The 24,788-nt window shown below is 64.5% G+C and carries 13 protein-coding genes; 3 read left to right on the top strand and 10 right to left on the bottom strand.

Going from position 1 to position 24,788, the window contains the following annotated elements:
* Window positions 1-19 precede the first annotated feature (19 nt).
* Complete coding sequence (locus tag THL1_RS26245; RefSeq protein ID WP_069085981.1) at window positions 20-994, bottom strand: sulfite exporter TauE/SafE family protein; 975 nt, start codon at window positions 992-994, stop codon at window positions 20-22.
* A gap of 247 nt (window positions 995-1,241) precedes the next feature.
* On the opposite strand from THL1_RS26245, the gene THL1_RS26240 reads away from it, so the two are divergent.
* On the top strand, window positions 1,242-1,940 hold the full coding sequence (locus THL1_RS26240) for an aspartate/glutamate racemase family protein (RefSeq protein ID WP_069085980.1): 699 nt from the start codon (window positions 1,242-1,244) through the stop codon (window positions 1,938-1,940).
* 93 nt (window positions 1,941-2,033) lie between these two features.
* Here THL1_RS26240 and selO read toward each other — a convergent pair whose 3' ends face one another.
* The 4 genes from selO to THL1_RS26220 form a co-directional block, all read right to left on the bottom strand.
* Complete coding sequence (selO, locus tag THL1_RS26235) at window positions 2,034-3,494, bottom strand: protein adenylyltransferase SelO (protein ID WP_069085979.1); 1,461 nt, start codon at window positions 3,492-3,494, stop codon at window positions 2,034-2,036.
* 53 nt (window positions 3,495-3,547) lie between these two features.
* Window positions 3,548-6,877 (bottom strand): mechanosensitive channel MscK, encoded by a 3,330-nt coding sequence (mscK, locus tag THL1_RS26230; RefSeq protein WP_083246013.1) that lies wholly within the window; start codon window positions 6,875-6,877, stop codon window positions 3,548-3,550.
* Window positions 6,878-7,032: 155 nt separating this feature from the next.
* On the bottom strand, window positions 7,033-8,775 hold the full coding sequence (locus tag THL1_RS26225) for a potassium/proton antiporter (RefSeq protein WP_069085978.1): 1,743 nt from the start codon (window positions 8,773-8,775) through the stop codon (window positions 7,033-7,035).
* Between the two features lie 240 nt (window positions 8,776-9,015).
* Window positions 9,016-10,818: an acyl-CoA dehydrogenase gene (locus tag THL1_RS26220; RefSeq protein ID WP_069085977.1), complete on the bottom strand. Its 1,803-nt coding sequence runs from the start codon at window positions 10,816-10,818 to the stop codon at window positions 9,016-9,018.
* Window positions 10,819-10,954: 136 nt separating this feature from the next.
* Between THL1_RS26220 and THL1_RS26215 the strand changes: the two genes are divergently transcribed.
* Window positions 10,955-11,794: a 23S rRNA (adenine(2030)-N(6))-methyltransferase RlmJ gene (locus tag THL1_RS26215; protein WP_069085976.1), complete on the top strand. Its 840-nt coding sequence runs from the start codon at window positions 10,955-10,957 to the stop codon at window positions 11,792-11,794.
* 21 nt (window positions 11,795-11,815) lie between these two features.
* Here the strand turns inward: THL1_RS26215 and THL1_RS26210 are convergent, their stop codons facing one another.
* The 5 genes from THL1_RS26210 to aceE all read right to left on the bottom strand — a co-directional run bounded on the left by THL1_RS26210 (window position 11,816) and on the right by aceE (window position 21,538).
* Entirely contained in the window at window positions 11,816-13,069 is a 1,254-nt protein-coding gene (locus tag THL1_RS26210; RefSeq protein ID WP_069085975.1) for an HD-GYP domain-containing protein, read from the bottom strand.
* A gap of 29 nt (window positions 13,070-13,098) precedes the next feature.
* On the bottom strand, window positions 13,099-13,785 hold the full coding sequence (gene msrA, locus THL1_RS26205) for a peptide-methionine (S)-S-oxide reductase MsrA (protein ID WP_069085974.1): 687 nt from the start codon (window positions 13,783-13,785) through the stop codon (window positions 13,099-13,101).
* Window positions 13,786-13,835: 50 nt separating this feature from the next.
* Window positions 13,836-16,532, bottom strand: a complete 2,697-nt coding sequence (locus THL1_RS26200; RefSeq protein ID WP_069086639.1) for a sensor domain-containing protein — start codon at window positions 16,530-16,532, stop codon at window positions 13,836-13,838.
* A 258-nt stretch (window positions 16,533-16,790) separates the two neighbouring features.
* Window positions 16,791-18,737 (bottom strand): dihydrolipoyllysine-residue acetyltransferase, encoded by a 1,947-nt coding sequence (gene aceF, locus THL1_RS26195; protein WP_069085973.1) that lies wholly within the window; start codon window positions 18,735-18,737, stop codon window positions 16,791-16,793.
* A gap of 155 nt (window positions 18,738-18,892) precedes the next feature.
* Window positions 18,893-21,538, bottom strand: coding sequence for a pyruvate dehydrogenase (acetyl-transferring), homodimeric type (aceE, locus tag THL1_RS26190; RefSeq protein WP_069085972.1), 2,646 nt, complete (start codon window positions 21,536-21,538; stop codon window positions 18,893-18,895).
* Between the two features lie 280 nt (window positions 21,539-21,818).
* Here aceE and glnE point away from each other — a divergent pair, with 280 nt between their 5' ends.
* Window positions 21,819-24,752: a bifunctional [glutamate--ammonia ligase]-adenylyl-L-tyrosine phosphorylase/[glutamate--ammonia-ligase] adenylyltransferase gene (glnE, locus tag THL1_RS26185; protein ID WP_069085971.1), complete on the top strand. Its 2,934-nt coding sequence runs from the start codon at window positions 21,819-21,821 to the stop codon at window positions 24,750-24,752.
* Window positions 24,753-24,788 lie beyond the last annotated feature (36 nt).

The raw sequence follows: 24,788 nt of genomic DNA, 5'->3' as shown, positions 1-24,788 counted from the left end.
AGAAATCAAGTCCGGGCGATCAGGACAGGGCTTTGTAGATGTTGAAGGCGCTGATCAGTGTGATCAGGGTGCCGACGATGATCAGCAGGGTGCGTGGCGATAGTTTCTTGCACAGCAGTGCGGCCAGGGGCGCGGCGAACAGACCGCCGAAGACCAGGCCGGCCACCATCTTCCAGGTGTCCGGCTCGCCGGCCAGGAGGATGAAGGAGGTGGCGCTGGAAATGGTCAGGAAGAACTCCGCGAAGTTCACCGAACCGATGGTGGTGCGCGGGTCTGTGCCGGAGCCGATCAGGCTGCTGGTGACCACCGGGCCCCAACCGCCGCCGCCGGCGGCGTCGACGAAACCGCCGAACAGGGCCAGCTTGGCGACGTGCTTGGGCGCCCTGCGTTTGGCGACATGGTGATAGGCCTTGCTCAGGATGTACAGGCCCATCAGCAGCAGGTAGGCGGAGATGAAGGGCTTGAGCACGTCGCCGTCGAACTGGGTGATCAGTACCGCGCCAAGCACGGCGCCGATGATGCCCGGCAACAGCAGGCGCAGGAACAGGGATTTGTTGACGTTGCCCAGCTTCACATGGGAAATGCCCGACAGGCCGGTGGTGAAGACTTCGGCAATGTGGACGCTAGCGCTGGCCGCTGCTGGAGAGGCGCCAGTGGTGAGCAGGAAGGTCGTGGCGGTGATGCCATAGGCCATGCCCAGGGCGCCGTCGATGACCTGGGCGAAGAAGCCCACCGCCACCGCGCTCCAGAAGCCTTTGCTGGTCAGGGCGTTCTCGATGATTTCGAGGCCACTGCTGCCGCCGTTATCGAAGAACAGGCGCCAGGCAAGGAAGCCGAGGAGGCTGACCAGAATGAGGATCGCCGCCCACATGGCAGCCCGCAGGACCGGGTGGTCGTCGGGGTGGGAAACGAAATCTTCGACTGGCGGGATCCCCAGCGCTTCGTGTTCGGTGTTGATCGAACTCTGGCTGAGGTCGAGGTCGCGAATCTTCATGCGGGCACAGCGCCTGACAGTGGGTGGTAGAACAGGCTGGAATAAGCAGGGGGGCGAAGATAATCGGGTTTGCTTAGAGAGTCTAAGAAGATTTACGAAGGTTTATATTCCATTTCGTTCGTCGTATCGGTCGAGGGTCCAGGGGGCGGATGGCTTGGCTGTACGCCCTGCTTGCTCCTCAACTGTATTCCCGACCTGTGCCCGGCCTCGACTAGGCTGGAGACTTTCCATTCGGGAGGTCAGGGTGATGAGGACGCTGGGCGTGTTGGGAGGGATGAGCTGGGAATCCACCGTCACTTATTACCAGTTGCTCAATCGGGGTGTGCGTGACCGCCTGGGTGGGCTGCATTCGGCGCCCCTGCTGTTGCACTCGGTGGATTTCGCGCAGATCGCGGCGCAGCAGAAGGCGGGGGAATGGGACGCTGCCGGCCGTGTGCTGGCCGAAGCCGCGCGTGGCCTGGAGGGCGCCGGTGCGACAGCGTTGCTGCTGGCCACCAACACCATGCACAAAGTCGCCGCGGCCATCGAGCAGGCTGTGGACATCCCGCTTCTCCATATAGGCGATGCCGTTGGCCAGGCGCTGCAGGCGCGCGGCATCAAGCACGCCGCCCTGCTCGGCACGCGTTTCATCATGCAGGAAGACTTCTACCGCGAACGTCTGGATCGACGATTCGGCATCCAGGTGCGGGTGCCTGACGCCGAGGCCATGGTGGAGATTGACCGGGTGATCTTTCAGGAGCTCTGCGTCGGACGCTTCCAGTCGGAGGCGCGGGCGTTCTATCTCGACCAGCTGGCGCAATTGAAGGCTGGGGGTGCCCAGGCGGCCATTCTCAGCTGTACCGAAATCGGCCTGCTGCTGGAGGGGTGTGAATCGCCGCTGCCCCTGGTGGACAGCGCCGAGCGGCATGTGGCGATGGGGCTGGAGTGGATGCTGGCTGACTTCTAGTTTGACGCCGCGCTCCGCGAGGCCCAACGAACGCGCGGTGCGGGCCAGCGTGTTGGGCTTCGTGGCCTCAGCCCAACCTACGGACGACTTGCCTTACGACGAGCAGCTGATTTCCAGATGCTTGCCCCATTCGGGCGGGCGTTCGGCGTAGCGCTCCATGCCCGGCTGCTCGTCGAACGGGCGTGAGAGCACGGCATGCAGCTGGCGAACCTCGGTGTAGTCGCCCTGCTGGGCGGCCTCGATGGCGTGCTGAGCCAGGTAGTTGCGCAACACGTACTTGGGGTTCACCGCGTGCATCCGCGCCTGGCGCGCCTCTTGGTCGTCGCCATCCACCGCCGCGCGGGCCTGGTAGTCGGTGGCCCAGGCATCGAAGCCGGCCAGGTCGATGAAGTCTTCCCGCAGTTTGCGCATCGCCTGTTCCGGCGCCTCACTGCCCAGGCGGCGGAAGAACTGGTTGTAGTCCACCGCGCTGCCTTGCATCAGTTGCAGCAGGCGCTGCACCAGCGCCTCGTCCGAATCAGCGGCGGAGGTGAAACCCAGGCGACGGCGCATCAGGTCCAGGTAGTGGGTCTGATAAAGCGGCAGGAAGAGGTTCAGGGTTTCCCTCAGCTGCTCCACCTCGACGAAGGGCGTCAGCGCCTGGGCCAGCGCCGCCAGGTTCCAGTGGGCGATGGGCACCTGGTTGCTGAAGCTGTAGCGGCCGCTGTCGTCGGAGTGGTTGCAGATGTGATTGGCATCGAAGTCGTCGAGGAAGGCGTAGGGCCCATAGTCGAAGGTGATGCCGAGGATGGACATGTTGTCCGTGTTCATTACGCCGTGACAGAAGCCGTAGGCCTGCCACCGTGCGATCAGATCGGCATTGCGTTCCAGCACTTCGCGGAAGAAGGCCGACCAGGGCTGCTCCTGTTCCAGGCACTGCGGGAAGTGACACTCGAGAACGTACCGGCCCAGGACTTCGAGCTGTTCGTGCTGGCGCGTGTAATAGAAGTACTCGAAGTGGCCGAAGCGCACATGGCTGGGCGACAGGCGCAGCAGCATGGCGCCGGTTTCGCGGGACTCCCGATAGACGGGGGTCGAGGAACCGGTCACGCACAGCGCGCGGCTGGTGGCGATGCCCAGGGCGTGCAGGTATTCACTGGCGAGGAATTCGCGGATCGAACTGCGCAGCACCGCGCGGCCATCGCCCATGCGTGAGTAGGGCGTTTGTCCGGCGCCCTTGAGGTGCAGGTCCCAGTGCTCGCCGGCATCGTTCAGGACCTCGCCCAGCAGCAGGCCACGGCCGTCACCCAGGCGCGGGTTGTAGGCGCCGAATTGGTGGCCGGAATAGACCATCGCCCGGGGTTCGGCCTCGGACCACAGCTTATGTCCGGAGAAAATCTCGGCGAAGAGCTGGGTTTCAGCCTCGGCCGGGTCCAGGTCGAGCAGCGCCATGGCCGCTGGGCTCACCACCACCAGGCGGGGCTCGGCGATGGGCTCGGGCAGCACCTCGGTGGAAAAGGCGTCGCCCAGGCGGGCGAAGCGGTTGTCGAACTGCAGTTCGTCGAGTGTCTTCATGGGCTCAGCTTGTCATGCCGCCAGTGTGTTCGGAAGCGCGGGAGATGCGCGGTTCAGCGCGTCTCCGGAACCGGTGCCTTGTCCTTGATCGGTATCGATACGGCGTCGACTTCGTCCTCGGCGTGCTTCTCGACCCGACGGCTGAGGGTGACGTCCATCTTTGGCACGCTGGAAATGTTGATGTCGTGCTCCTGGAACAGCTGGTCGACGCGCCGGTTCAGCTCGTCGGTGGCCAGGCCGCGGTCGCCCAGTTCGCGCACGTAGATTTTCAGCTCGTGCTCCAGGGTGCTGGCGCCGTAGGTCTTCAGCTGCACGGTGGGGGCCGGGTCGCGCAGGACGCGCGAGTTCTCCTGGGTGGCCTGCAGCAGCAACTTGCGCACCAGTTCCAGGTCGGCGCCGCGATTGACGTTGTACACCAGCACGATGCGGGTGACGGTGTCGGTCAAGGTCCAGTTGATCAACTGGCTGGTGAGGAAGGTCTGGTTTGGCACGATCACTTCCTTGCGGTCGCTGTCGGTGATGTGCGTGGCGCGGATGCGGATGCGGTTCACCGTGCCGGTGACGGTGCCGATGGTGACCAGGTCGCCGATTCGCACGGGGCGCTCGAACAGCAGGATCAGGCCGGAGATGAAGTTGGCGAAGATCGCCTGCATGCCGAAGCCGATGCCCACCGAGAGGGCCGCCACCAGCCACTGCAGCTTGTCCCAGCTGACCCCGAGGGTGGACAGCGCGCTGACGAAACCGATGCCAGCGATCGCATAGGACAGCAAGGTGGTGGTGGCATAGGAGCTGCCCTGGGCCAGCTTCAGTCGCGACAGCACCAGCACTTCGAGAAGGCCTGGCAGGTTGCGCGCGAGCGCCGTGGTGATGCCGGCGATGATCAGCGCGCCGACCACGTCCAGCAGGCTGATGGGGACCTGGGTGGCGGCGTCGCCGGTCCCGCTGGAGTACTGGTAGAGGGTGACCTGGTCAAGGTAGGCGAACACGCTGATCAGATCGGCCCAGACCAGGTACAGGCAGGTGATGAATACGCCCAGCAGGGCCAGGCGGATCAGGCGCAGCGATTGCAGGTTGACCTTCTCGATGTCGAGGGTCGGCTCTTCCACCACCACTTCCTCGCCCTCGGCGTTTTCCTTGGTCTGCGTCTGGCGCTTGGCGAGTACGCGCTGGTAGGCCAGTCGCCGCGCCGCCACGGACAGGCCGCGGACGAAGGTGGCCTCGACCAGGAGCAGGAGGATCAGCAGGTAAAGGGTGTTGATCAGCCGGTCGGTGAGCTTGAGTGAGGTGTAGTAGTAGCCGAAGCCCACGGCGACTATGAGCGCCAGTGGCAGCAGCGTGAAGGCGACGCCGATCAGCAGGCGGAAGGGCGAGGTCTGCTCGCGCATGGGTTCGGCCAGCAGCAGGTTGCTCAGCACCAGGGTCATCAGGGCATAGCAGCTCAGCACCACGAGCACGCCGATGATGTCGTCGGCCAGCGCTGCCGGCTGGTGTTCAGCCACCGTGACGATCGCCACCAGTGCCATGACCACGCCGCCGAGGCGGCGAATCTGGCTGCGCAGGAAGGCCACTTGCGGGCGATCCCAGTGGAAGTGCAGCTCGGCGACGCCGCCCGGGGCGAGAATCCGATAGAGCGTGTAGAACACCATCCAGGCTTGTGCCATCTCCATCAGGGCGGCGCCCAGGGTGGCGTTCTGGCCTCGGGCGTCGATCTGCAGGGCGAAACCGCAGAGGGCGAGGAACAGGCTGACCGGCAGGGCCAGCAGTACGGTGAGGAACAGGGCCATAGGCGTGTGCAACTGGCTGTCACGCTTGAAGTGGCCGACGTCCTGGTTGATCTCGTTGAGCTTGCCGTACAGGTAGCGGCGCTTCCACAGCAGGCCGCCGATCACCAGCAGCAGCGGCAGGAACAGCCAGGGACGGTCCACCAGGCCTTCACCCAGTTCGCGCACGCCCGAGCCCCAGGGCATCTCCACCAGCTGGCGCTCGAGCAGGTGCGGGGTGGATTTCAGCCAGTTGAGATCCAGCGGCTTGTTGCTGGGAATCCAGAACATCTGCTCGTCGAGGGTGTTGCGCAGGGTCAGCGAGGTCTCCTGCAGCTGCTTCTGGTTGAGCTGCAGGGTGATGGACTCGTTGAGCAGGGTATTGAGTTCGCGGCTCAGGCGATCCAGGAGCTCGCTACGGGTGGAGATGAGATCCATCAGGGTGGTCTTCAGCTCCGGAGTGACCTGTTCCGGAGGCTGCTCGGCCAGCAGGGTGTCGACGTAGGCCTGCGGGTTGGTCAGGTGGTCGCGCTGCTGGTTCAGTTCGAACTGGTAGAGGCGGATGTCGGCGATTTCGTCAGCCAGGTTGTTGTCCAGGTCCAGTTGCGGCAGGGCCTGCTTCTGCTGATAGAGGATCTTGGCCAGCAGGAGGCTGCCCTTGAGCACGCTGATCTGCTCTTCCAGGGCCTGGTCGGCCTGGCTGAGGTTGTCCAGTTGCTGGCGGGTCTGCAGGTTCTGCCGGGTTAGTTCGTTGAGGCGGTCGGTCGCGCGCAGCAGGTAGTCGGACATCTTCAGGTTGATGCCACTTTCCTTTGCCACGAGGCTGTCCGGAGTCGCCTTGTCGGCATCGCGGGAGAGCTCGGCCACCGTCTGCTCCGAGCTTTCCCGGCGCATTTCGTTGATCAGCGATTGCAGGTCCAGGGTTTCCTGTTCCAGGCGGCGGATGCGCTCCATGAGCAGGTCGCGGCGGGCGTTGCCCAGGTCCTGCAGCAGGCTGTTGCCGGCCAGCTCTTCGCGGCGCAGTTCGGTCTGCGCGGCGAGGGCGGCTAGTTCGGCGCCGAGCAGTTGGCGTTGGTTGTCGCCGATGGTCTTACCGCCGTCCTTGCCTGTCTTGAGGATGTTGTTGATCTGCTGGGTGCGCGTCTGGTTGGTACTGATCTCGGCCTGGGCGCGCTCCGGACGGGTCTGGGAGGTGATGATCAGGCTGTTGGCTTCGGCGAGCGATTTCTGCAGCTCGGCCTGCTCATTGCTGCGCTGGTCCAGCAGCTTCTCCAGCTGCGTGAGTTCGGACTTGCCGTGGCGCTCTTTCATGGGCACCGGCGCGGCGCCCATGAGTCGGGTGAGTTCGCGTTGAGATTCGGCGATCAACCGGGGGGCGTCGCTCAGTTGGCGCTTGAGGGTCGCCAGGTTCTTCTGGCTTTCCTCCGCGCTGGCCACGAACGCCTGGGTCTGTTCTTCGGCAGTGGGTTTGGCCGGTGCCTCGCCCGCGGCCCTGCTGTCGGCCGGTGCGGCGGCCGGTTTGGGCATGATGGCGCCCGCCGTGGGGGCAGCATGCAGGTAGGCCGGGGAAAGGTAGAGGCCCAGCAGGGCGGCAGCGAAAAGGGTGCGCAAGGAAGCAATCATCGCGATGGGGCAGCTCGGGTTCGAATGCGGCTAATGATATGCCAGGGCGGGCATGACGGGGCCGGCTGGCACGAGCGGTTGTTATCCGGGTTCGCATCGCGGCGAACCCACGGATTCCTGAAGGTTACGAAAAGGGCCGTCCCGGATGGGCTCCTTCAGAGGAACAGGCCGGGGCGGGACTGCCCTTCGGGAAATTTGACGCCTACTTTGCGCACCTTGTTCCCTTCCATCAGCGCGACCGTCCAGGTCAGGCCGTTCCACTCCACCTGGTCGCCCACGACCGGCTCGCCGCCGATCTCGTGGGAGATGAAGCGGCCCAGCGGCATCTGGCCGTCCTGTTCGCCAAGCTTGAGACCGTAGAGCGAGGCCACGGCCGAGAGCTGGGCATCGCCCTCCAGCACGAAGTCACCGAAGAAGCGCAGGTCCAGGCCGCGTTGCGGCGCCTGGCTGAACAATTTGCCGAGGGCGGGCAGGTCGTGTTCATGGCCGACCACGCAAAGGATGTCGCCGGCGTCCAGGGTGGTACTGCCCGAGGGGTGCAACAGTTCCTTGCCACGGAACAGTGCCGCGATACGGGTGCCTTCGGGCATCTTCAGTTCGCGAAGGGCCGCGCCGATGCACCATTTTTCGGCACCCAGGCGATAGACGAACAGCTCCCACTCGCTGGTGGGGTGGACTTCCAGGCCGGTGCGGGAAATGGGGGCCGGCTCCGGCGGTACGGTCACCCGCAGCAGCTTCGCGGCCCAGGGCAGACTGGTGCCTTGCAGCACCAGGGAGACCAGCACGATGAAGAAAGCCAGGTTGAAGAACAGCTGGGCGTTGGGCAGTCCGGCCATCAACGGGAACACCGCGAGGATGATGGGAACCGCACCGCGCAGGCCCACCCAGGCGATGAACGCCTTTTCGCGGGTATGGAAGGCGCGGAAGGGCGCCAGGCCGACCAGTACCGAGAGCGGGCGTGCGAAGAGGATCATCCACAGTGCCAAGCCCAGGGCCGGGATGGCGATGGGCAGCATGTCGTGGGGCGTTACCAGCAGGCCGAGGACGAGGAACATGCCGATCTGTGCCAGCCAGGTCATGCCATCGAGCATGTGCAGGATGCTGTGGCGGCTGCGGATCGGACGGTTGCCCAGCACCAGGCCGCAGAGGTAGGCGGCGAGGATGCCGCTGCCGTGCAGGGTGTTGGTCAGGGCGAAGGTCAGCAGGCCCCCACTGACCACCAGCAGCGGGTAGAGCCCGTTCGGCAGGTTGATGCGATTGATCATCTGCAGCAGCAGCCAGCCACCGGTGAGGCCGAGCAGGGAGCCGATGCCGAATTCCCTGAGCAGGTGGGCGAGGAAGCTGAGGCTGATATCGGTCTGCCCCTTGGCCAGCATGTCGATCAGGGTGACGGTGAGGAACACCGCCATCGGGTCGTTGCTGCCGGATTCGATCTCCAGGGTGGCGGTGACCCGCTCGTTGAGGCCCTTGCCGCCGAGCAGCGAGAACACCGCAGCGGCGTCCGTGGAGCCGACGATGGCGCCGATCAGAAGGCCCTGCATGAGGTCGAGGTTGAACAGCCAGGCGGCGGCCACGCCGGTCAGGCCGGTGGTGATCAGCACGCCGACCGTGGCCAGCGACAGGGCCGGCCAGAGGGCCACACGGAAGCTGGAAACCCGCGTTCGCAGACCACCGTCGAGCAGGATGATCGCCAGTGCCAGGTTGCCCACCAGATAGGCCAGTGGGTAGTTGCTGAAACCGATGCCGCCTGGCCCGTCGACGCCGGCGATCATGCCGACAGCGAGGATGATAACCAGGATCGGGATGCCAAGACGCGAGGAGAACGAGCTCACCAGAATGCTTGCGCCGACCAGCAATGCGCCGATCAGGAACAGGCTATTGATGGCTGCTGCGTCCACGTAATGAAGCTCCTGGCGTGATATTCGATGAAACGGGGAGGGTGCATGCAGCGTGCATGCCAGCCGGATTCTAACCTGCGACCCGCAAAGGGCCGCAAGCACTGATCGGCACAAATTCCGAGGAAACTCCGCGTCGGGTGGTTAGGCTGTCCGGACGGGTAGGGCCGGATCGGCAGCGCCGGGTGGCAGGCATAAAAAAGCCCCGCATGTGCGCGGGGCGTGAAGAACCCTGGAAAAGGGTCAGAACCAGTTGTCCTGCATCGCCAGGCAGGTGTCGTCGCGGGTTTCGAGCAGGGCCAGGTCGTGGTGGCATCCGGGCACTTCCCAGGTCAGGAAGTAACGCGCCGCCTGCAGCTTGCCCTTATAGAAGTCGACGTCTGCGGCGTTGCCACGGGCCAGGCCCTGTTCGGCGCGGATAGCCTGTTCCAGCCAGCGCCAGCCGATCACCGTGTGGCCGAAGGCCTTCAGGTACAGCGCCGAGTTGGCCAGGGCCTGGTTGACCTTGCCCTGCATCAGGTCGCCGAGCAGTGCCAGGGTGACGTTGGACAGGCGCGCCAGCAGCTGCTCCAGCGGCTGGCGCAGGGTGTTTAGCGACTCGTAGGCGGCGGCGCGTTCGCAGCAGTCCTGGATCAGCCGGGTCAGTTGCTTGAGGCCGGCGCCCTTGTTCTGCGCCAGCTTGCGTCCGAGCAGGTCGAGGGACTGGATGCCGTGGGTGCCTTCATGGATGGGGTTCAGGCGATTGTCGCGGTAGTACTGTTCCACCGGGTATTCGCGGGTATAGCCGTGGCCGCCGAGGATCTGGATGGCCAACTCGTTGGCCTTGAGGCAGAACTCGGAAGGCCAGGACTTGACGATCGGGGTGAGCAGGTCGAGCAGCTCATGGGCCTGCTGGCGCTCTTGTTCGGTAGCCAGGGTCTGGGTGTCGTCGAACAGGCGTGCCGAGTACAGGCCGAGGTCGAAGGCGCCTTCCACGTAAGCCTTCTGGGTCAGCAGCATGCGACGTACGTCGGCGTGCTGGATGATCGAGACCTGGGGCGAGGTCGGGTCCTTGCCGTCCGGCAGGCGGCCCTGGGGACGCTCGCGGGCGTACTCCAGGGAATAGAGGTAGCCGGCGTAGCCAAGCATCACCGCGCCCATGCCGACGCCGATGCGGGCTTCGTTCATCATCTGGAACATGTACGACAGGCCAGCGTGGGGCTTGCCTACCAGATAGCCGACGCAGTCGCCCTTATCGCCGAAATTCAGTGCGGTGGAGGTGGTGCCGCGGTAGCCCATCTTGTGGAACAGGCCCGCCAGGATCACGTCGTTGCGTTTGCCGAGGGAGCCGTCGTCGTTGACCAGGAACTTGGGCACGATGAACAGCGAAATGCCCTTCACGCCGGGCGGCGCGTCCGGCAGCTTGGCCAGGACCATGTGCACGATGTTGTCCGAAAGCGGGTGGTCGCCGCCGGAGATGAAGATCTTGTTGCCCTTGATGCGGTAGGTGCCGTCGGCGGCCGGCTCGGCGCGGGTGCGGATGTCCGACAGGGAGGAGCCGGCATGCGGCTCAGTCAGCGCCATGGTGCCGAAGAAGCGGCCTTCGATCATGGGCTGGAGGAAGCGCTGCTTCTGTTCGTCGTTGCCGAAGCTTTCGATCAGGTTGGCAGCGCCCATGGTCAGGAAGGGGTACGCCGAACTGCCGACGTTGGCAGCCTGGAAGTGGGCGAAGCAGGCCTGGGAGAGCAGGGTCGGCAGTTGCATGCCGCCTTGTTCGAAACTGCGAGTGGCGTTGAGGAAGCCGGCTTCGAGGAAGGCGTCGACAGCTGGTTTCACTTCCGGGATCAGGGTGGCGGCGCCGTCCACGTACTCCGGCTCATGCTCGTCGCCCTTGCGGTTGTGGGGGGAGAAGAACTTCTCGGCGATGCTGCGGGCGGTGCCGAGGGCGGCATCGAAGGTTTCGCGATTGTGTTCGGCGAAGGGCTCGCGCTGGGTCAGGGCTTCGGCGTCCAGGACTTCGTAGAGTTCGAAGGCCAGGTTGCGGGAACTGAGCAGGGTCTCGGACATGGTCGCTCTCCGGTGGGATCAGCGGAGTCTAGATCGGTGAATGAAGAGCGCCTAGTAACATCCATGACCGTGATAAAGGGGGTGAAGCCGTGATGGGGCGCTGACTGGTAGAATGCGCGCCTTGCGAGGATTCCCCATGAACTACCGCCACGCCTTTCACGCCGGCAACCACGCCGACGTGCTCAAACATTTCACCCTGGCCCGCCTGATCGCCCTGTTGTCGCGCAAGGACGCACCTTTCGCCTACCTCGATAGCCACGCTGGCGTCGGCCTGTATGACCTCCTGGGCGATCAGGCCAGTCGCACCGACGAATGGCGCGAAGGCATCGGCCGCCTCTGGGACCTGCCTGACCTGCCGGCACCGATGGACGATTACCTGCGGGTAATCCATGACCTGAACCCGGACGGCAGTCTGCGCTACTACCCCGGTTCGCCGGAGCTGGCGCGGCGCCTCACGCGTCCCCAGGACCGCGTCCAGCTCAACGAGAAGCACCCGCAAGACGGACTGCTGCTGAAAGACAACATGGCCGGTGATCGCCGTGTTGCCGTTCATCTGGGCGAGGGTTGGCACCTGCCCCGAGCAATGCTGCCGGCGCCGGAAAAGCGCGCGCTGATGCTGATCGACCCGCCCTTCGAGCAAGCCGACGAGCTTGAGCGTTGCGTCACGGCGTTGAAGGAAGCCATTGGACGCATGCGTCAGGTGGTAGTCGTCATCTGGTACCCGATCAAGGATCAGCGCCAGCTCAAGCGTTTCTACCAAGGCCTGCAAGCCAGTGGTGCGCCCAAGCTGCTGCGTGCAGAGCTGCGGGTGCACGCGACTGACTCGGCAGACTCCGGGCTGAACGGCTCCGGGCTGGCGATCGTCAACCCGCCGTGGGGCATCGAGGATGAACTGCGCCAGGTCCTGCCCTGGCTCGCTGAGCGCCTCGCCCAGAGCAAGGGTGGCTGGCAGCTGGACTGGCTGATCGAGGAGTGATCCGGCCGTGCTGCGCCGGGATCAGCCGCGTCCCGGTTGCGGCTCGATGAAGTAGCTCAGTTGCCGACGGGGGCTGAGATATTCCAGCACCTCCAGCGGTAGCTGTGCCGGGCGCAAGCTGCGGGTGATGGCCAGGCCCGGTTCCTGCTCCAGGTCCAGGATCAGTGCTTCCTGCTTGGGCACGGCCGGGTCGTGGAGGATCAGCGTCGGCTTCAGTGGCTGGGTCGGGTTTCCTCCCAGCACCAGGGCGTAGCGTTCGTCCTCCAGCTGCACCAGGCTGCCGGGCGGGTAGATCCCCATGGCGCGTATGAAGGCCTTCAGGGCCACCTCGTCGAAGCGCGAGCGCTGCTGCTTGAACATCAGCGCCAGGGCCTCGTGGGGGCTGAGCGCGCTGCGTGGGTCCAGGGGGTTGCAGAGGTTGTCGAACTGGTTGGTGATCGTCACCAGTTTGCTCAGGCGATCAATTCCTGCTTCCCGCAGGCCACGCGGGTAACCGCTTCCATCACAGTGTTCGTGGTGCTCGTGAATGATGCGCAGCACCTCGTCGTCGAGCATCAGGCGTTGTCCCATCTTCAGGCCGAAATCGGTATGCAGCTGCAGGAACTGCTGCTCGGGCTTGGTCAGGGGCTCACTTTTCAGCAGCACCTTGCTGGGGACCTCCAGCTTGCCTATGTCATGCAAGAGGGCGCCCAGGCCAAGGCTGTGGCAGGCCTCGGTATCCAGGCCCAACTGGCGGCCCAGCAGCAGGGCCAGAACGGTCACGTTAAGGGCGTGGAAATAGCTGTCTTCAGCTGCCTTGCCGGTGATGCTGTGAAGCACTGCGCCTGTTCCACCGAGCAGGGTTTCGACCAGTTCGACGACGATGGCCCCGGCCTGCTTGACCGCTTCTTCCGGGCGGCTGCGCAAGGTCTGGTTCAGTGTCTTGACCTGCTGGCTGGCCTGGATGAAGCGGCGATCCACTTCGGCCACGCGCTGGCGAAGATGGCGGAGCTTCTCGACGCGTACTTGTCGCGCCCGGACCTGGGGATCTTCTACTGCTGGCGCTTCGGGTTGCTCGTCGGCTGTGGAGGGCAATGGCAGCGGCTCGCAGTCGCTGCGGGACGGGTCGTAGCGCAGTCGCTGCAGGCCGAGGGCTTGCAGCGACCTGATCTGGGCCTCGTCCTTGACCTTGAAATTGCTGAAGGCGAAGTCGTGCTCCCACCAGCCCAGTTCCAGTTGGATGTAGAGGCCGATGCAGAGCTGTTCGGGTTGGATGTAGTGGGCTTGGGGCGGCATATCGGGCGATCAGGTGGCGATTGGCCACGTCAGTCTAATCCTTCGGCACCCACCCCGCCTGCCCTTCTTCCGGCGGGCAGGCACACCCCGGTGCCGCCCAGGCCGCAGTAACCGCCGGGATTCTTCGCCAGGTATTGCTGGTGATAGGCCTCGGCGTAATAGAAGGTGGGAGCCTCACCGATTTCGGTGGTGATGGCGCCAAAACCGGCTTTTTCCAGTTCGGCCTGGAAGATTTCCAGGCTGGCACGGGCGGCGGCGAGTTGGTCTGCGTCGTAGATGTAGATGGCCGAACGGTACTGGGTGCCGACGTCATTGCCCTGACGCATGCCCTGGGTCGGGTTGTGCGCTTCCCAGAACACTTTCAGCAGATCGTCGAAACTGGTTTCTCGCGGATCGAACACCACCAGCACCACTTCAGTGTGGCCGGTCAGGCCGGAGCAGACTTCGTCGTAGGTCGGGTTCGGTGTGAAGCCGCCGGCGTAGCCCACGGCGGTGGTCCAGACCCCAGGCTGTTGCCAGAAGCGTCGCTCCGCGCCCCAGAAACAACCCAGGCCGAACTGTGCTACTTGCAGGCCGGCGGGGAAGGGCCCCTGCAGCGGACAGCCGTTGACGTAATGGCTGGCGGGCACCGGCATCGGCGCTTCGCGGCCGGGAAGGGCCTGGGCGGCGCTGGGCAGCTCGAGTCTGTGGGCGAGTATTTGTGAACGCAGGACCATCGGCCTTCTCCTCGTTTCCTGAATACGGCGTTGGTCGATGTTACCGCGTCTCACGTACCTTTGCGGCGGGGATAACGGCCCAGGTTCTCGAACAGGTGCTCGCCGGAAATCGGCTTGTCGAACAGGTAACCCTGGCCGACGTCGCAATGCTGGCGACGCAGGAAGCCCAACTGGGCCGCGGTCTCGATCCCCTCGGCGACCACTTTGAGCTTGAGCTTGTGGGCCATGGCGATCACGGCGGAGGTGATCTCCTTGTCGTCCTGGTTTTCGGGAATGTCCTTGATGAAGCTGCGATCGATCTTGATCACGTCGATGGGGAATTTCTTCAGGTAGCTGAGCGACGAGTAGCCGGTGCCAAAGTCGTCCATGGCCAGGGTCAGGCCCAGGCTCTTCAAGTGGTTGAGCTGTTGGCGGGTATCGTCGGTGGCTTCCAGCAGCAGGCCTTCGGTGAGCTCCAGTTCCAATTGCCTGGGCGGCAGTTGTTCCTCATGGAGGATGGCGGCGATGGAGCCTACCAGGTCGGGGTCGCTGAACTGCTTGGGCGACAGGTTGATTGCCACCTGCAGCTCGCCCAGCCCGGCGGTGGCGATGCGCTTGCTCATGCGGCAGGCTTCGCGGATCACCCATTTGCCGATGGGGATGATCATGCCGGTCTCTTCCGCCACGCTGATGAACTGGTCCGGGCTGATCATGCCCTTTTCCGGATGGTGCCAGCGCAGCAGTGCTTCCATGCCCAGCAACTGGCCACTCTTGAGGCACAGCTTGGGCTGGTAGAAGACTTCCAGCTCGTTCTGCGCCAGGGCGCGGCGCAGGTTGTTCTCGACGAACAGCTTGTAACTGGCCTCGGCGTTCAGCGCTTCGGTGAACAGCTGCAACTGGTGTTTACCGTTGGCCTTGGCCTTGTGCAGCGCAAGACCGGCATGTTTCATCAGTGTTTGCGGGTCACGCCCATGCACGGGGGCGCACGCCAGGCCCAGGGATCCGGTGACGCTGATCAACTGGTTGTCGACGAACAGCGGTTTGTCCAGGGTCTGCAGGACCTGGGCGGCAATGCGGCGACCACTTTCCAGGTCGGAGCCGTCGAGCAGGACCGCAAACTCGTTGCTGGCGAAGCGCGCCAGGATGCCGTTTGGGCTCAGGCTGTTGCGCAGGCGCCGGGCCAGGCTCACCAGCAGCTTGTCGCCGGTCTGGTGGCCCAGGCTGTCGTTGATTCGCTTGAAGTTGTCGATGTCCACCAGCAGCAGGCAGAGCGGGGTGTCGTGGTCGCTGCGGAATCGCTCTTCGAGGGTGCGGATGAAGTAGGGGCGATTGCCGAGGCCGGTGAGATTGTCGGTGTAGGCCAGCTTCTCGATGCGCTGCTGGGCCAGCTTGCTCTGGGTGACGTCCTCGTAGATGCCGATGTAGTGGGTGAGCTCGCCGTCCTCGCCGAACACCTTGGAGATCGACAGCTGCCCCCAATAGGGCTCGAGGTTCTTGCGCCGGCTGCGGAACTCGCCCTGCCAGCTGTTGCAGGCGGCCAGCCCCGAACGGGTGTCGAACAAGAGCTCGCTGAGATTCTCCAGCGCCGGCAGGTCCGACAGCCGGCGGCCGTGTACTTCGTCGGCGCTGTACTGGGTGATGGCGGTGAAGCTGGGGTTGACGTACTCCACCAGGCCGTCGCGGTCCACCAGCAGGAAGGCGCTGGCGCTCTGTTCCACGGCGCGCTGGAACAGGTGCAAGGCGCTGGTGGCGTGGCGCCGCTGCTGGTTGACCATGACTTGGGCGAACTGGTCGGCCAGTTCGCCGGCGAAGGCGATTTCATCGCTCTGCCAGACCCGTGGCGCACCGATGTGCTCCAGGCAGAGCACGCCCACCACTTCGCCGCCGATGCGGATGCTGGCATCGAGCATGGCGGTGATGCCCTGGGGGTGGAGGTAGCCTTTGGTCAGCTCGCTGGTGCGGGGGTCGCTCTGGGCCTTGTGCGCGTCGATGGCGCGGCCGCTGTGAAGGGCTTCCAGGTAGTGCGGGAACTGGCTCATGTCGATCGAGCGCGGGTGCTCGTGGTGATCCTGGTCGCGGCGGAAGAGGCTGACCGCCACCAGTTGGTTGCCTTCGAACACCCAGATGCCGGTACGGGCCACGTCGTAGGCTTCGCAGGCCGCCTGGGTGATGAGCTGCGCAGCCTCCTCGGCCGGGTCGCTGGAGGTATAGCGGTGGCGCGCCAGGCGAACGATCAAGCTTTGCTGCGCACGGGAGCGGATCAGGTGCTGCAGATGGTCATCCTGGGAACGCTGGTAGAGCTCCAGCGAGGTGCGTAACCGGTTGTTCTGGGCTTCCAGGTCGAGGTTGACCAGCCGGTCCTTCGGTTCTGTCGCTTCGCCCGCCACCAACAGATAGCCACGCAGCAAATGGCGCCCGTGCTGCTGGAATGCTTCGCCCACTTCCAGCATGCGCAGCGGACCGTTGGGCGTATGCAAGGTGTAGTGGATGGAGTAGTGGGGGGACTCGGCCAGCTGCAGCTGCACCTCGTCGTGCAGCCGGTAGCGGCTTTCGGGCTCCATCAGGCTGGCGTAGGGGGAGTCGATCAGGGCGCAGAGTTCGCTGGCTGGCAGGCCGAACTGGCGCTCGCAGGCCGGATCGAGGAAAAGCATCGCCCAGCTGGCTTCATTGAGCCGCTCGAAACGCATCAGGCCCAGCCGCGAAGGGACGGGCAACTGCGTCACTATCTCGGCCACCGTACGGCTGGCGGCATCGGGATGGCTCTTCATCGGGCGCTGGGCTTCCACTTCTCTGGCCGGGAGAGGGTCCGGCCTACTTCCTCAAAGCATCGGGCAAGGGTGCATCATGATGATGGCACTGGCAAGCGTGCTGCGCCGTGCTTTTCGCAAGTGGAAAACCCGTGGCGGGAACTGTGCGTGAATACACAGTCGCGTTGCCGGGCAGGGGCTATCGAACAGCCAAAAAAAACCCCGCCTCAGGGGACGGGGTTGAGGTACGAGCGTGGCGTGCTCGCGAATAACAGCGGGTTACAGCAGCATGGTGCGAATATCTGCCAGCACGTCGCCAAGGCGCTTGGTGAAGCGCGCGGCGGCGGCGCCGTTGATCACGCGGTGGTCGTACGACAGCGACAGCGGCAACATCAGGCGAGGCTGGAAGGCCTTGCCATCCCATACCGGCTGCATTGCGGCCTTGGACACGCCCAGGATCGCCACCTCAGGCGCGTTGACGATCGGCGTGAAGCCGGTGCCGCCAATGTGGCCAAGGCTGGAGATGGTGAAGCAGGCGCCCTGCATGTCGTCTGCCGAGAGCTTCTTGGTCCGGGCTTTCTCAGCCAGGGCAGCGGCTTCGGCAGCCAGTTGCAGCAGGCTCTTCTGGTCTACGTCGCGGATCACCGGCACCAGCAGGCCGTCCGGGGTGTCCACGGCAAAGCCGATGTGCACGTACTTCTTGCGGATCAGTGCCTTGCCACTGGGCGCCAGGGAGCTGTTGAAGTCCGGCAGTTCCTTGAGCAGGTAGGCGCAGGCCTTGAGCAGCAGCGGCAGCACGGTCAGTTTCACGCCGGCCTTTTCCGCCACAGCCTTCTGGGCCACACGGAAGGCTTCCAGTTCGGTGATGTCGGCCGAATCGAACTGGGTCACGTGTGGGACGTTGAGCCAGCTGCGATGCAGGTTGGCGGCGCCGACCTGCATCAGGCGGGTCATCGCCACTTCTTCGATTTCACCGAACTTGCTGAAGTCCACTGCCGGGATCGGCGGGATTCCGGCTCCGCCGGTTGCGCCAGCAGCTGCGGCCGGGGCTTCCTTGGCCTTCTGCATCATGGCCTTGACGTAGGTCTGCACGTCTTCCTTCAGCACGCGGCCATGTGGGCCGGTGGCCGGCACGACGGCCAGGTCGACGCCAAACTCGCGGGCCAGTTGGCGAACTGCCGGGCCTGCGTGGACCTTGGCGCCACTGGAGCGCGCCGGTACGCCGGTGGTGTTCGCGGCGGCTGCGGCCAGGGCCGCGATGGCGGTGACCTCGGCGGCGGCGACCGGGTGAGCGCCTTCCGGTACGCGATGCACCGGTTGTTCCGCAGCAGGTGCGGCGCCTGCGACCTTGAGCTTGAGGATCAGGTCACCGGTGCCGACTTCGGCGTCCAGCTTGACCTCGACGCTTTCCACTACGCCGGCAGCCGGCGAGGGGATTTCCATGCTGGCCTTGTCGGATTCCAGGGTGATCAGCGACTGGTCGGCTTCGACGGTGTCGCCGGCCTTGACCAGGACTTCGATGACCTTGGCCTTGCCGGCCGAACCGATGTCCGGAACCTTGATGTCCTGCACCGAGGCGGCAGCCGCGGGGGCAGGAGCAGCAGCCGGTGCCGGGGCGGCCGTAGGCGCAGCGGCCTGGACCGGAGTCTGGGCAGCAGCGGGAGCGACGCCAGCGACGCGCAGCTTGAGGATCAGGTCGCCGGTGCCGACGTCGGCATCCAGCTTGACTTCTACGCTCTCCACCACGCCGGCGGCGGGGGAGGGGATCTCCATGCTGGCCTTGTCGGATTCCAGGGTGATCAGAGACTGCTCGGCTTCGACGGTGTCACCGGCCTTGACCAGCACCTCGATGACCTTGGCAGTGCCACCCGAACCGATGTCCGGAACGAAGATGTCCTGCACGCTGGAGCTGGCGGCCGCAGGGGCGGCAGCGGGTTTCTCTTCGGCCTTGGGGGTGGGAGTGGCTGCCTGCGCAGGCGCCGCAGCGGCGGTGCCCTCGACTTCCAACTCCAGCAGTTCATCGCCTTCCTTCAGGCGATCACCCAGCTTGACCTTCAGGCTCTTGATCACACCGGCCTTGGGCGCGGGGATTTCCATGCTGGCCTTGTCCGACTCCAGGGTCAGCAGGCTCTGATCGGCTTCGATGCGGTCGCCAACTTTGACGAACAGCTCGATTACTTCACCTTCGCCGCTGCCGATGTCGGGTACGCGAATCATTTCACTCACAATGCGTCTCCTCAGAGAACCTGTTTAATAGCTGTTGCGCTTGCTCATACTGCGTCGGAAACGGGCTCAGACTGCTCATTTACTGGAGTAAACTCCGCGTCTGCCCCCGTTCCCTCCTTGTCTGAGCTGTGCTCACGACGCTCTTAAACCGATTCTTAACAGTCCAGCGGGTTGCGTTTTTCAGGATCGATACCGAATTTGGCGATGGCCTCGGCCACGACCTTTGGTTCGATCTCGCCGCGATCCGCCAGGGCTTCCAGGGTCGCCAGCACTACCCAGTAACGGTCCACTTCGAAGAAGTGACGCAGTTTCTTGCGGGTGTCGCTGCGGCCGAAGCCGTCGGTGCCAAGTACCTTGTATTCCTTGCTCGGAACCCACTGGCGAATCTGGTCGGCAAACAGCTTCATGTAGTCGGTGGACGCCACGACCGGGCCCTTGCGGCCGGACAGGCACTGCTCGACGAAGGACTGCTGGGGTTTCTGTTCCGGGTGCAGGCGGTTGTGACGCTCCACCGCGAGGGCGTCGCGACGCAGCTCGTTGAAGCTGGTGACGCTCCAGATGTCGGCGCCGACATTGAACTCTTCGCGGAGGATCTTCGCCGCTTCGCGAACTTCGCGCAGGATGGTGCCGGAGCCCAGCAGCTGCACATGGTGTGCGGCGTCTTTCTTGTCTTCTTCCAGCAGGTACATGCCCTTGATGATGCCTTCCTCGGCGCCAGCCGGCAGGGCTGGTTGCTGATAGGCCTCGTTCATCACGGTGATGTAGTAGAAAACGTTCTGCTGTTCTTCGGTCATCTGGCGGATGCCTTCACGCACGATCACCGCCAGCTCGTAGCCGTAGGTGGGGTCGTAGGTTCGGCAGTTCGGGATGGTGGCCGCCATGATGTGGCTGTGGCCGTCCTCGTGCTGCAGGCCTTCGCCGTTCAGGGTGGTCCGGCCGGAGGTGCCGCCGATCAGGAAGCCGCGGGTGCGGCTGTCGCCGGCTGCCCAGGCCAGGTCGCCGATACGCTGGAAGCCGAACATCGAATAGAAGATGTAGAACGGCAGCATCGGCTGGTTGTGGTTGCTGTAGGAGGTGCCGGCAGCGATGAAGGAGCTCATGGCGCCCGCTTCGTTGATGCCTTCCTCGAGGATCTGGCCCTTCTTGTCCTCCTTGTAGAACATCACCTGGTCCTTATCCACCGGCTCGTAGAGCTGGCCGACCGAGGAGTAGATGCCCAACTGGCGGAACATGCCTTCCATGCCGAAGGTGCGGGCTTCGTCCGGGATGATCGGGACGATGCGCTGGCCGAGTTCCTTATCCTTGACCAGCTGCGCCAGGATGCGCACGAAGGACATGGTGGTCGAAATTTCACGATCGCCCGAACCGTCGAGGATGGCCTTGAGGGTTTCCAGCGGCGGGGTCGGGATGCTGAAGCTGTTGACGCGACGCTGCGGCACGTAGCCACCCAGCGCGGCGCGGCGCTCGTGCAGGTACTTGTGCTCGGCGCTGCCTTCCTGCGGACGGTAGAAGGGCAGTTTTTCCAGGTCGGCATCGTTGACCGGGATGTCGAAACGGTCGCGGAACTGCTTCAGGCTCTCGACGTCGACCTTCTTGGTGTTGTGGGCGGTGTTCTGCGCTTCGCCTGCACCTGTGCCATAGCCTTTGATGGTCTTGGCCAGGATAACGGTCGGCTGGCCCTTGTGGTTGACCGCCTGGTGGTAGGCCGCATAGACCTTGTAGGGGTCGTGGCCGCCACGGTTGAGCTTCCAGATCTCGTCATCGGAAAGGTCTTTGACCATTTCCTTGAGTTTCGGGGAATTGAAGAAGTTCTCGCGGACGTACGCGCCGTCCTTCGCCTTGTAGTTCTGGTACTCGCCGTCGACGACTTCGTCCATGCGACGCTGCAGGGCGCCGTCGGTGTCCTTGGCGAACAGCGGGTCCCAGAAGCGGCCCCAGACGACCTTGTTGACGTTCCACTGGGCACCACGGAAGACGCCTTCCAGTTCCTGGATGATCTTGCCGTTGCCGCGAACCGGGCCGTCGAGGCGCTGCAGGTTGCAGTTGATGACGAAGATCAGGTTGTCCAGCTTCTCGCGGCCGGCCAGGGAAATCGCGCCCAGGGATTCCGGCTCGTCGCACTCGCCGTCGCCCATGAAGCACCAGACCTTCTGCTTGCCGGCGGGGATGAAGCCGCGGCTTTCCAGGTACTTCATGAAGCGTGCCTGGTAGATGGCCTGGATCGGGCCGAGGCCCATGGATACGGTGGGGAACTGCCAGAAGTCCGGCATCAGCCACGGGTGCGGGTAGGAAGACAGGCCCTTGCCGTCCACTTCCTGGCGGAAGTTGGTCATCTGGTCTTCGGTGATGCGGCCTTCGAGGAAGGCGCGGGCGTAGATGCCGGGGGAGGCATGGCCCTGGTAGAAGATCAGGTCGCCGCCATGCTCATCGGTGGGTGCCTGGAAGAAGTAGTTGAAGCCGATGTCGTAGAGGGTGGCCGAGGACGCGAAGCTGGAGATGTGGCCGCCCAGATCCGGGTCGTTCAGGTTGGTGCGCATCACCATGGCCAGGGCGTTCCAGCGCACCATCGAGCGAATGCGGCGTTCCATGAACAGGTCGCCAGGCATGCGTGCTTCGTGGGTGACGGGAATGCTGTTGCGATACGGCGTGGTGATGGCGTAAGGCAGTTGGGTGCCGCTGCGGGTGGCCAGCTCACCCATGCGGGTCAGCAGGTAATGCGCGCGGTCTTCGCCTTCTTTGTCGAGAACGGACTCCAGGGCGTCCAGCCATTCCTGGGTTTCGACGGGATCGAGGTCTTGCATGGCTTGCTCCAGGGCGGAAAGGCTTCCAGAATCGGATGCCAGTGGTCACGGCCGGCCTTGTGGGGCGGTCGCGGCGAAATTCTTGTTACCGGGGGTAGAACCGGGCTCGTGTAGTTTTACTACAAATCGACGAAGGTTTCAGCACTCTGGATACAATCTTTCGTAGTAAAACTACAGACTGCGCGGCGCGGTCGGCTGAAAGCCCCGAGCTAGAGCTGCTCCGCCACCGCTGCGCCAGCTTCGGGTCCAGCCTCGGCCCGCAGCCCATAAAGGATAGACCATGAGCCTGCCGCCGCTGGCCGCCCTGCCGGCCAACCTCCAGCCCAGTGCCGATCGGGCGCTGGCGACCTTCTGCGCTGTCGTCGCAGAACAGACATCTGACTTCACCGGCTGGCCCGACGAACGGCGGCGAGCATTTACCCGCGTCGTGGCTGCCAGCGACTTCGTGGCCGAGCAGGCCCAGCGTGATCCGCCCATGTTGCTGGCGCTGGCTGCTTCCGGTGAGCTGGAACGCCCCTTGGCGCCGGACGAGTTGCGCGCCCAGGTGGCGGAACTGCTGAAAGACTGCGCGGAAGAAGATGAGCTCGGCCGACGCCTGCGGCGCTATCGCAATCGCCAGCAACTGCGCATCATCTGGCGCGACCTGACGCGCCAGGCCGATCTTGCGGAAACCTGCCGCGACCTGTCCGACCTCGCGGATGCCTGCATCGACCTCGCCTATCACTGGCTCTACAGCCGCCACTGCGCCCAGTTCGGCACCCCCATCGGCCGCCGCTCCGGCCAGCCGCAGCATCTTGTCGTGCTGGGCATGGGCAAGCTGGGCGCCCATGAGTTGAACCTGTCCTCGGACATCGATCTGATCTTCGGCTACCCCGAAGGCGGCGAGACCAAGGGCGCCAAGCGCGCGCTGGATAACCAGGAGTTCTTTACCCGGCTCGGCCAGCGGCTGATCAAGGCCCTGGACGTCATTACCGTGGACGGTTTCGTCTTCCGCGTGGATATGCGCCTGCGCCCTTACGGCTCCTCCGGGCCATTGGTGTTCAGCTTCAATGCCCTGGAGCAGTACTACCAGGACCAGGGGCGCGATTGGGAGCGCTACGCAATGATCAAGGCGCGGGTGGTGGGCGGCGACCAGGCCGCTGGCGCCCAGTTGCTGCAAATGCTGCGACCCTTCGTCTATCGCCGCTACCTGGACTTCTCCGCCATTGAAGCGCTGCGCTCCATGAAGCAACTGATCCAGCAGGAAGTGCGCCGCAAGGGCATGACCGAGAACGTCAAACTCGGCTCCGGCGGCATCCGCGAAGTGGAGTTCATCGCCCAGGCCTTCCAGCTGATTCACGGGGGACGCGACCTCAGCCTGCAACAGCGGCCGCTGCTGACCGTGCTGGAGACCCTGGAAGGTCAGGGCTATCTGCCGCCGCCGGTCGTGGCGGAATTGAAGGAAGGCTATGAGTTCCTCCGGTACACCGAGCATGCCCTGCAGGCCATCGCTGACCGGCAGACCCAGATGCTGCCGGATGGCGATCTGGACCGTGCCCGGGTGGCGTTCATCATGGGGTTCGACGATTGGCAGGCCTTCCATGACGGCCTGATGGCCTGGCGCGGGCGCGTCGAATGGCACTTCCAGCAGGTGATCGCCGACCCGGATGAAGAAGAGGGCGGCACTGGCGAAAGCTGTATCGGCGGTGAGTGGCTGCCGCTCTGGGAGGAGGCTCTCGACGAAGAAAGTGCCTGCCGCCAACTGGGTGAGGCCGGCTTCGCCGAGCCCGCCACGGCCTGGCGCCGGCTCACCGACCTGCGCAACGGCCCGCAGGTGCGTGCCATGCAGCGCCTTGGTCGGGAGCGTCTGGATGCCTTCATCCCGCGTCTGTTGAACCTCACTGTGGAACATGGCAATCCCGACCTGGTGCTGGAGCGGGTGCTGCCCATGGTGGAGAAGGTGGCGCGTCGATCGGCCTATCTGGTGCTGCTGACCGAGAACCCGGGCGCCTTGCAGCGCCTGGTCCAGCTCTGTGCCGCCAGCCCCTGGATTGCCGAACAGATCACCCGTTTCCCGCTATTGCTGGACGAATTGCTCAACGAGGGCCGTCTCTATCGACCGCCGCTGGCGCCGGAGTTGGCGGCCGAGCTGCGCGAGCGTCTGACGCGGATACCCGAAGACGACCTTGAACAGCAGATGGAGGCTCTGCGCCACTTCAAACTGGCGCACAGCCTGCGGGTGGCCGCTTCGGAAATCGCCGGAACCCTGCCGCTGATGAAGGTCAGCGACTACCTGACCTGGCTGGCCGAGGCCATTCTCGACCAGGTGCTGGCACTGTCCTGGCGCCAGACGGTTGCCAAGTACGGCACGCCGAAACGCGCCGACGGCAGCCTCTGCGACCCCGACTTCATCATCGTCGGCTATGGCAAGGTAGGAGGCCTGGAGTTCGGCCACGGCTCGGACCTGGACTTGGTGTTCATCCACGATGGCGACCCCCAGGCTGAGACCGACGGCGCCAAGCCCATCGATGGCGCCCAGTTCTTCACGCGCCTGGGGCAGCGGATCATCCACCTGCTGACCACCCAGACCACGTCCGGCGCGCTCTACGAGGTGGACATGCGCTTGCGCCCCTCGGGCGCTGCGGGATTGCTGGTCAGCTCCCTGGGCGCGTTCCAGCGCTACCAGGAAAGCGAAGCCTGGACCTGGGAGCACCAGGCGCTGGTGCGTGCGCGGGTACTGGTGGGCTCGCCGCGAGTCGCCGCCGCCTTCGAGCACGTGCGTCTGGCAGTACTCGGCCGCGAGCGTGATTTGCCCAAGCTGCGCGCCGAGGTCAGTGAGATGCGTACCAAGATGCGCGACAACCTCGGCACCCGCGAAACCGTCGCCGGAACCGGGCCGAATGCCTTCGAGGCCGCAGCGGCCTTCGATCTGAAGCAGGATGCCGGCGGTATCGTCGATATCGAATTTATGGTGCAATATGCGGCCCTGGCCTGGTCACGACAGCACCCCGAGCTGGTTCGTTACACCGATAACATCCGCATCCTGGATGGCCTGGAGCAGGCAAGCCTGCTGGCCGGCGACGAAGTGCGCCTGCTGCAGGAAGCTTACAAAGCCTACCGTTCAGCGGCTCACCGCCAGGCCTTGCAGAAGCAGCCCGGGGTGGTGGGCGGGGACCAGTTCCAAGCGGAGCGCCGAGGCGTGATGCGTATCTGGCGAGAGCTGGGTCTGAACTGACCCGGCTGGCTGAACCAATCGAATTCTTGAGGAGTT

The sequence above is a fragment of the Pseudomonas sp. TCU-HL1 genome (genome assembly GCF_001708505.1).
GTDB lineage: Bacteria > Pseudomonadota > Gammaproteobacteria > Pseudomonadales > Pseudomonadaceae > Metapseudomonas.
Note: the sequence above shows the minus strand (reverse complement) of the source record. Positions and strands in the feature narration are given on the sequence as shown.